Origin of the sequence: Microcoleus sp. N9_A1 (genome assembly GCF_036701795.1) — a bacterium.
In the GTDB taxonomy this organism is placed as follows: Bacteria; Cyanobacteriota; Cyanobacteriia; order Cyanobacteriales; family Microcoleaceae; genus Microcoleus.
This window is the reverse complement of the sequence record NZ_JAUBRI010000134.1, coordinates 1-6,723: the sequence shown is the minus strand read 5'-3', so window position 1 is coordinate 6,723 and position 6,723 is coordinate 1. Positions and strand designations below refer to the sequence as shown.

8 protein-coding genes and 1 pseudogene are annotated in these 6,723 nt (G+C 45.2%); 6 read left to right on the top strand and 3 right to left on the bottom strand.

Going from position 1 to position 6,723, the window contains the following annotated elements; translation table 11 throughout:
• Positions 1–485 precede the first annotated feature (485 nt).
• The 4 genes and pseudogenes from QUA58_RS30430 (at position 486) to QUA58_RS30415 (ending at position 1,944) form a co-directional block, all read left to right on the top strand.
• Complete coding sequence (locus QUA58_RS30430; protein ID WP_333397862.1) at positions 486–710, top strand: hypothetical protein; 225 nt, start codon at positions 486–488, stop codon at positions 708–710.
• Positions 703–1,050 (top strand): transposase, encoded by a 348-nt coding sequence (locus QUA58_RS30425; RefSeq protein WP_333309713.1) that lies wholly within the window; start codon positions 703–705, stop codon positions 1,048–1,050. The genes QUA58_RS30430 and QUA58_RS30425 overlap by 8 nt, the downstream gene beginning before the upstream one ends.
• Positions 1,051–1,196: 146 nt before the next feature.
• A pseudogene (locus QUA58_RS30420) lies at positions 1,197–1,721 on the top strand (ISKra4 family transposase); the annotation flags it as partial.
• A 19-nt stretch (positions 1,722–1,740) separates the two neighbouring features.
• The gene (locus tag QUA58_RS30415) at positions 1,741–1,944 is read left to right on the top strand and encodes a DNA cytosine methyltransferase (protein ID WP_333251759.1); all 204 of its coding nucleotides are present in this window, start codon (positions 1,741–1,743) and stop codon (positions 1,942–1,944) included.
• A 59-nt stretch (positions 1,945–2,003) separates the two neighbouring features.
• On the opposite strand, the gene QUA58_RS30410 is transcribed toward QUA58_RS30415, so the two are convergent.
• On the bottom strand, positions 2,004–3,251 hold the full coding sequence (locus QUA58_RS30410) for a hypothetical protein (RefSeq protein WP_333397860.1): 1,248 nt from the start codon (positions 3,249–3,251) through the stop codon (positions 2,004–2,006).
• Positions 3,252–3,833: 582 nt separating this feature from the next.
• Between QUA58_RS30410 and QUA58_RS30405 the strand changes: the two genes are divergently transcribed.
• Entirely contained in the window at positions 3,834–4,742 is a 909-nt protein-coding gene (locus QUA58_RS30405; protein ID WP_333251704.1) for a tetratricopeptide repeat protein, read from the top strand.
• A gap of 257 nt (positions 4,743–4,999) precedes the next feature.
• Entirely contained in the window at positions 5,000–5,890 is an 891-nt protein-coding gene (locus QUA58_RS30400; protein WP_333397857.1) for a Uma2 family endonuclease, read from the top strand.
• A 37-nt stretch (positions 5,891–5,927) separates the two neighbouring features.
• On the opposite strand, the gene QUA58_RS30395 is transcribed toward QUA58_RS30400, so the two are convergent.
• Positions 5,928–6,209 carry a type II toxin-antitoxin system mRNA interferase toxin, RelE/StbE family gene (locus tag QUA58_RS30395; protein ID WP_333397855.1) on the bottom strand — a complete coding sequence of 94 codons (282 nt, stop codon included), beginning with the start codon at positions 6,207–6,209 and terminating at the stop codon, positions 5,928–5,930.
• Positions 6,209–6,433 (bottom strand): hypothetical protein, encoded by a 225-nt coding sequence (locus QUA58_RS30390; protein ID WP_333397853.1) that lies wholly within the window; start codon positions 6,431–6,433, stop codon positions 6,209–6,211. Before QUA58_RS30390 ends, QUA58_RS30395 begins: the two co-directional genes overlap by 1 nt.
• Positions 6,434–6,723: the final 290 nt, after the last annotated feature.

The following is a 6,723-nucleotide window of genomic DNA, read 5'->3' as shown; positions in this document are numbered from 1 at the left end:
TTCGCTTACGCTGTGCTTATCTTAACGGGGAATTTTCCTTAAGTATTTCTGCTTAGTTCTCAACTGGGATGCTCCCATAATAATAGATTAAAAAAATCCACCAATGAAAGCATATTCAGTAGATTTGCGAAAAAAAATAGTAGCAGCCCATCAAGAGAAGAAGCTGTCAATCAGAAAAACAGCATAAATATTTGCCTGCAGTAAAAGCTTAGTTCAAAAACTTGTCAAGCAACTAAAAATAGAGGGTAATTTACAGCCTAAACCCAGGGGGAAACCCAGATTCAGTCATTTGAATAATGCGTCAAAAGAGTTAAGACAAATAGTGGCAGCACATCCCGATGCAACTTTGGTAGAATTGCGTGAGTTATTCGCCCAAAATACAGGAAATTGGGTAGGCAGAACAGCCATCTGTAGCGCTTTACTGAAGTTGGGATTAAATCGAAAAAAAAACAGTCAGTCCTAGCCAAGCAGGCACAGAAAGAGTCATGAAGTTAAGGTTAGAGTATTGGGAAAAAGTCAAGGATATCGACCCAAAAAATCTAGTATTTTTAGATGAGACTGGAGTATTGCTAGGTTTAACCAGAACTCATGCACGTTCCCAACGAGGAACTAGAGCCTATGCGGTTAAACCTTTTTACCGAGGGAAAAAAGTCACAGTAATTGGTGCAATTAGTATCTCTTCGAGTAGTGGCACTCATGACAATGGATAACTCAATGGATGGCAAAGCATTTGAGGTATTTATCGAAAAATGTTTAGTGCCACAATTGTGGTCGGGAGAAGTAGTAGTGATGGATAATTTACCCGCACATAAAGTAGATTCAATTACATCAATGATTGAATCTGTGGGTGCTTCTATTTTATGTTGGTCCCCATACTCTCCTGATTTTAATCCCATTGAATTATGGTGGTCGCAACTTAAATCTTTATTGCGACAGTGTTCGCTAACCACCACTAAAATGGTTGACACCATAATTGCTGTGGCTCTTGATTTAATTAATCCGAAACATCTCAAAAACTGGTTTACTAATTGCTGCTACTGTACCTCATAACATCCGGAAGTGCTTTCAGTTGACAGTTGACGGTTGACAGTTGACAGTTGATAGCGACCTCTACTTGGAAGGAAGAGGGTTGGAGTAATGAATAGTCTTCTTTTAATTTCTCCCTAGAAGGGAGAGGCTTTAAACCATTTTTTTTTGGTAATGTTTATTCTGGAGCATTTTTTCAAAATAATCAAGATTTAATTGATTGGACTAATAGCCAAAACTTACTACACCCTATGTATTGCCTAGGAGATGGCCAGGCCGGAGTTTGGAACATATTTAAAGAAATTGGAGACAATGAACAAAGACAAGAAATCTTAGATTGGTATCATCTGAAAGAAAATCTCTACAAGGTAGGGGGTTCAATAAAACGATTCAAATCATCAGAAACTATGTTGTGGCAAGGCAAAGTTGATGAAGTTATAAATTTATTTAAAAACTTTAAAGATCAAGCATTTAAAACGTTGTGCAATTATTTAGAGACCCATCGGTGCCGAATAGTCAATTACCAATACTACAAAGAAGAATCCATAAGTTCGATAGGTTCGGGAACAGTTGAATCAACAATTAAACGCATTGGATTAAGGGTAAAAATATCGGGAGCCTGGTGGAATATTGAGAACGTTTCCTCTATCCTTGCTCTTCGCTGTGCCTATCTCAACGGTCAACTTTCAATTTGATGTATTTGCCTTCATTGAGATGCACCATCGTGCAATCTCTCTAAGAGAGGCCGCTATCCTTCAGACTTTTCCCGAAAACTACCGCTTTCTAGCTCCTGGCGAGCGTGTCTGTTTCAGCAAACTGGGTCATTTAATCGGAAACGCTGTTCCTGTCAAAATTTGCGAGGTGCTAGCGCAGAGCCTACTCGCTCATGTACAGAAGTACAATAAGCCGCTCAAGTAAAAATGCAAGATTAAAAGTTTTTTTAACCTTTAATCTTGCATTTTTACTTTAACTATTTTTTATTCCTCGATCGGCTTAGGCTTCTTAACCGGCTTAGGAAGAGGTTCCTTCGGGACAGGCGGTGGTGCTGCTACTGCGGACTTGATGGTAGGACGCCCTACAGGAGCAGCGTCACCGCTGGGCCTAGGAGTAAACGGACGCTTCCCTCCTCCTTTGAAGCCACCGGGCGGCTTGCTGCCTGGGGGGAATTTCCGCTTTTTAATCGGCAGGGCACCAATATTATTAGCCTGCTCAATCATCAGACTGTCAGCTTTCAATTTGACGTGGAAATCCCAAAAAAACCCGATCGCTTTTGTTGCTAAATCTCCCTTGAGTTTCAGCTTAAAAAACTTCATCTTGTCGTCATTCTTGCGGGGAGCTTGCTTGATTTTGACGATGACATACTTTTCTTGGTCTTGGGATTGGTAAATAACCTCACCTCTAATCGAAAAATAGCCATCTTCAACATCAGGTTCCGAGGGTGGCAAAGATGCGGTCGATGCTTCGCCGCTAGCCTCAATCTCCGCTGCTTCCTGATTTTCCTCATCAGAGGACGGTTCGGGAGGTTTCTTGAGTGTTTCCGGCTCCCAAACTCCCATAATCTGGGCGTGCAAGTTCCCGTCTTCCTGCCTGGTGCGGGGATAGACCACCCACAGGTGTTCTTGTTCCAGATCCAGGTGATTTTTGACTAAACTCATGACTCTACCCAGCAAAACGGCGTCAATGGCAGTTCCGTCGGCAGCTATCAGCATACCCCGGGTGAATTGCTCTTCTGATTGCGTGTAGCGGCCCCGCACCAAACCAACAGCTCGGTACTGTCTGGGTTCGCTGGGGGGGGGAATGGGATGTTGGCGCATGACGGAGGGTATGTCCTCATCGGCCGGACTTTCGTTAGCGGGTGGCTCGGCGTTTGCGGGCGGTGCGACTGCTAGGGCTGGAGTATCGCTGACAGATGTCGAAGACGCTGCAGGCGCGGGGGGTGCAGGAGCATTGCTGGGCTGGTCTTGTGGCTTTGTTTTGTCCTTGTCGGGGGCAGAACTGTAGCGTGGTCGTTGCAGCCTATCCTTGGACGCTGGGGCGTCTGTTGGCGTTGGCGGTTGATTTTGGTCAACATCTGCAGCCAACGCCGAAGGTACCGGACTTTCGTCTGGTGTCTCAGGAATGGAATCTGTATCTTTAGGCGGATTGACAGCCTGTTCGCTGGGCTGAGCCTTGCGAGTTGAAGTAGATTTGGACGATTTGGAAGACGGGTTGGGAGAGGGGTTCATAAAAACTCCTTGCAGCGGAGACACATCCCTTAAGGGAAATTAGGAATAAACTGAAGAAACTGCTTTAAAAACTACTAGCACCTGACAGGCGGGCTTGCGCCCGGAGGTCTGGTTGTGACCCGTCAACGCCAACTTTCAACGCTAGGAGTGCCGATCGGTTCGCTGGCTGCTAAAATCCTTGCGAGCAAGGACTTTGGCAGTTGCTGACCGATCGATCGCCGATCGCGCTGAGCTGGAGTTGCTGGCTAATAGCATTTAGGATATTCAGCTTGCCTATTTTACTTAATCCAATTACCTAACGGCCTGATCCGCCATATTTTCGGTAATTTTTAGCTTGACCAGACTAAATTGGACAGACACCGCAGTCCTTGGGGCTGCGGGTCTGAGTGTCCAAAATTGTTTAGCTAGCATGGAGTTGTGGGTCTGTTACCATATTAGCTGCAAGTAAAAGGCTGCTTTGTCCGTTCGGACTTTGAACTTAAAAACCTTTACGGTTGCACCGATCGAGCTAAATGGCAGATGCTCCCGGGCAATGCCTTAATTCTTAGAAAATAGTACATTTTAAGCTGGGATAGTTGAATTATGGAAAAAGCAAACAAGCGTCGTGGGTTGATTACTGTGGTGGTGGTGCTGTCGCTCATCGCTTTTTTGGGATTTTCTCTTGTGCCAATTTTAAACAGTATTCTCCAGGCCAGCCAAGCGCAAAGTCAGTCAACTCCAACACCTACTCAGACGGCGCAGTCTGGGGAGAAGCAATCAGAGTTGCTGCAAGCTCAGGCGAGGGGGTACGAATTGGTTTTGCAGCGGGAACCTGACAACGTAACGGCTTTGCGGGGATTGTTGCAGGTGCGGCTGGAGTTGATCGGGCAAGGAGTGGGCGACATTAAGGATGCGATCGCTCCTTTGGAAAAGTTGGCTTCGCTGAATCCTGAGACTACTGAATACGGGATTTTGCTGGCTCAGGCTAAGGAACGCACGGGCGATCGCGAAGGGGCAGCTCAAGCTTACAGGTCAATTTTAGCGTCTAAGCCAGGGGAAATTCAGGCTTTGCAGGGGTTGGTGAATTTGCTGCTGGTGCAGCAGCGGCCCGAAGCTGCGATCGGACTGTTGCAAGATACGCTGAAGGCGGCTCCGGCTGCCAATCTGGCGAAACCGGAAAGTGTGGATGTAACTTCGGTGCAGTTGATTTTGGGACAGGTTTATGCTGTGCAGAAGCGGTTTGATGAGGCGATCGCCATTTACGACGAATCTGCTAAGGCTAATCCCAAAGATTTTCGCCCGACTTTAGGAAAGGCGATCGTGCTGAAGGAACAGGGCAAAACAGATGAGTCAAAAACGCTGTTCGATCGAGCTACTGAGTTAGCTCCTCCTAACTATAAAGACCAAATAAATCAGTTAGCTAGTGACACTCCTTCGCCTTCTCCTGCGGCTACGACGACTCCCGAACCGGCGACTTCACCAAGTCCAGAAGGTGCGCTACCGAAACCTTAAGGAAAGTTTTAAGTGAAAGAGTTTTGAGTTGTCAGTGAAAGAGTTTGAAGTTAAAAACTTAATCGTTTAAAATCAAAACTATTCGCTTTCTTCTTCATTACGCAGGACTTAGGAAAAGAAACCCGGTTTCTACGATAAATCTTGGTTGAACGACGACAGATACATGAAGAAACCGGGTTTCTAAGCCCTCGGGCGGCTCGTCCAGTTACCGATTACCAATTACTAATTACCAATTAGGTAAGACCTCGGAGGGAATTATGACCCAAAGCGTTGACCGCGTTGTTCTACCTCCTGCTTTTCCAGACCACACTCAATTACCAGACTCCGACGGTACTTTTGTGAAAAATTTTCAGGAGCATCCGCAAAGTTTAATTTTAACAGATTCGATCGGGCAAATTTTGCAGCAGCGGCATCCAGACGGACAATATGCGATCGGTCAAGACTGCGGCATTTACTGGCGAGAAACCGAGCCGCCGGAAAAAGGTGCAGAAGCTCCTGATTGGTTTTATGTTCCGAATGTACCTCCTAATATTGACGGTCAAATTCGCCGTTCCTACGTGCTGTGGCGGGAACACATAGCACCGTTAATTGCTTTGGAATTTGCGAGCGGGAACGGGGATGAAGAGCGCAACCGTACTCCTTTATCGCGCACTGATGAAGGGGTAATAACAAAACCTGGCAAGTTTTGGGCCTACGAGCGGGTGATGCGAATTCCCTATTACGGCATCTATGAAATTAACAGCGGACAATTAGAAGTTTATCGGTTGATTGACGGGTATTATCAACTGTTAGAACTTAACGATCGGGGTCATTTTCCTATTGCACCTTTAGGCGTAGAATTGGGACTTTGGCAAGGCAATTATCAAAATCAAACGATGCTGTGGCTGCGCTGGTGGGACGAGGAAGGTAATTTGCTGTTGATTGGCGATGAAAGAGCCGAATTGGAGAGATTGCGGGGGGAACAACAGCGGGAAAGAGCCGAGAGTGCAGAACAAGCCAGACAGCAAGCAGAACAGGCGCGACAATCTGAATTTCAAGCAAGAAGGGCTGCAATTCCCCGGTTGTTGGGAATGGGTTTGAGTGCCCCACAGGTGGCGGAGGCGTTGGGTTTATCGGTGGAGGAAGTGACGGAGAATGCTGGAGAGTGAGATAGTGAGAGAGAATTGGGGAAAAGGGCGATCGGGCTTAATAGACTTCATCATGAGAACCCATTTTGAGCAATAAAATCGCTTCCTCTTCATTTTCTGGATCGATCGCAAACTCAAATAAAATCCGATAATCGTAATCTATTGAACACGACCAGATACCCGATAAATCTCCTGTCAGTTTGTGAGTTCGCAAGCTGGGGTTAAAGCAGTCTTCAGACAAAAGTTCAAGCGTAGCTTCAATTAAAAGGCGAAGCTGAGGATTTTTACGAACTAACTTTTTGAAAGTACGAATAGATTTGGGAGTCCAACCAATTTTCATCAATCATCCAACTCCGCCATAAAATCGGCTACCGACCCAAATTTAACATTGCCCTCAGCATACTCTTGACGAACTTCTGCCACTTCCTTGAGTAATTCATTTCGTCGCTGTTGTCGCAGACGATTCTGAAGAATATCTAGAAGCATAGCTTGATCTTCTAATGATAAAACTTCTACAGCTTCAAGAGCTTGCTGGAATTGAGATATTTGTGTCATTTTACTCATATATTATTTGAACTGTTTAGAACTACGATATTTTTTATGGTTTTAGCAAGATTTATCCTATGCTATAGCCCCATACGGTTCAGTTAAGGAAAATTGTAGCGAAAATGTTGGGTTTCGTTTCTCAACCCAACCTACGTGATTTGTGGTATTATACTCTAGTGTAGCACTTTCAGCACTATAACTATTATGATTCAACTTGTAGTAGGGTGGGTCAAAGGGAGCATCCCATTAAGGAAGTAAGTATTTATACTTAGTTTAGAAACAGGTAAAATGTTAAAAAATCACACCTC